At 57.6% G+C, this 2,100-nt stretch carries 1 protein-coding gene; it reads left to right on the top strand.

Going from position 1 to position 2,100, the window contains the following annotated elements; translation table 11 throughout:
- On the top strand, positions 1 to 2,100 hold a 2,100-nt coding region (locus JRJ26_20710; protein ID MBW2059912.1), incomplete at both ends, for a hypothetical protein.

The following is a 2,100-nucleotide window of genomic DNA, read 5'->3' as shown; positions in this document are numbered from 1 at the left end:
GCGGCATATTACGGTCCATGGTCAGCAGTATGTGCCGGGCGATAGAGAACGGATCCTTTTGCCCATTGTTTTTTGCCGGGAATGCGGCCAGGAATACTACAGCGTCCGTGTATTCAAGGACCCTAAAACCAACCAGAAGGTCTTTGAGCCCCGGGATGTGGGGGATCGGTTCCACGATGAAGAGAGTGAAGCGGGCTTTCTGTACGCAAATTCTGAAAGGCCCTGGCCGGAAGATCTGAAGGAAATCATAGAGCGTGTCCCCGACGATTGGCTGGAAGAATTCAAGGGGAATCTTCGATTGAAGAAGCATTATCGCAAGTACCTCCCCGAGCGGATTCGTATCTCCTCCAGCGGAAAAGGCGCCGATGACGGCCACGCGTACATCTATCTGAAGGCACCGTTTCGTATCTGTCTCAACTGCGGCGTGGCCTATGGCGCCAGGCAGTTGTCGGATATCGGCAAGCTGGCCTCCCTCGGGACAGAGGGGCGAAGCACCGCCACAACCATTCTGAGCCTGGCCGCGATCCGGCATCTCCGCCGGGAGAAAACGCTTGAGGCCAAGGCCAGAAAGCTCCTCAGTTTCACCGACAACCGCCAGGACGCCTCGCTCCAGGCAGGGCACTTCAATGATTTTGTAGAGATCGGACTGCTCCGGTCGGCATTGTTCAAGGCCGTGCAGAAGGCCGGACCAGAGGGCCTTTCACATGATGTACTCACTCTTCGCGTATTCGATGCCTTGGACCTCCCTTGGGATCTGTATGCCCAGGACCCGGGAATTTCACCCAAGTACGGCGTCAAAGATGAAACTCAGAAGGCCCTCAGGAATGTGCTCGGGTATCGTCTTTATCACGATCTCAGGCGCGGATGGCGAGTCACGGCCCCCAATCTGGAGCAATGCGGGCTTCTGGAAATCGGCTACGCATATCTGAAAGAGCTCTGCGAGGATGAGCAGGAATGGCAGAAGCACCATCCGGCCCTGTTGTCAGCAAGCCCTGAGATACGCTACACGGTCTTCAAGGTGCTGCTGGACTATATGCGGCGATCTCTGGCCATCAAGGTGGATTACCTGAATCCGGCATATCAGGAGCAGATGAGACTCCAGTCCAACCAGCGCCTGGGCGCTCCGTGGGCCATCGATGAAAACGAGACCCTCGTGACCTCCGCCATTTTGTTTCCCCGGCCCAGGAGGAAAGGCGATTATGGCGGTCATGTCTTCTTATCCCCCAGAGGGCTCTTCGGACAGTACCTTCGTAGGCCTTCGACCTTTCCCGGCTACAGCCAGAAGATGACCCTTGACGTGACTGTAGAGATTATTCAGCAACTCCTGGAACTGGGCAGGGTCGCCGGTCTGATAGACCGGGTTGTGGACCCCGGAGAAGGGGATGATGCCCCCGGTTATCAAATCCCGGCCGCGGCCCTTCGCTGGTTTGCAGGGGACGGCAGGACTCCCTTTCACGACCCCTTGCGGGTGACGGTGATGACGGATTCTGAAGGGCGGGCCAATCCCTTCTTTATCTCCTATTACACGGATATAGCGACCGAGGGGAAAGGGATCGAGGCCAGGGAACACACGGCCCAGGTTTCCTACGAAGACCGAAAAGACCGGGAGGACCGATTCCGGGAAGGCCGGCTTCCCATACTCTACTGCTCCCCCACCATGGAATTGGGGATCGATATCGCAACTTTGAATGTGGTGAATATGCGAAACATCCCGCCCACGCCCGCCAACTATGCCCAGAGGAGCGGCCGGGCGGGACGAAGTGGTCAGCCTGCCCTGGTTTTCTCATACTGCTCCACCGGCAGTCCCCATGACCAGCACTTCTTCAAACACCCCCAGTTGATGGTCTCTGGCGCAGTCTCACCCCCCAAACTGGAGCTCTCAAACGAGGATCTGGTGCAATCCCATGTGCACGCGATCTGGCTGGCCTGCACGGGCCAGTCTTTAGGGACCTCGCTCAGGGATATCCTGGACGTGGAGGGAGAGAGCCCCACCCTGACCCTTCAGCCTTCAGTGGCCGCATCCCTTCAGAACCCTTCGGCGAAAAAGAGAACCCTGCAAAACGCCCGGGCCGTGCTGTCATCCAGTGAAACCGAGCTTGA

This window comes from Deltaproteobacteria bacterium (genome assembly GCA_019308905.1).
Classification (GTDB): domain Bacteria; phylum Desulfobacterota; class BSN033; order WVXP01; family WVXP01; genus JAFDHF01.
The sequence above is the reverse complement of the archived record's forward strand: the minus strand, read 5'-3'. Positions and strand labels throughout refer to the sequence as shown.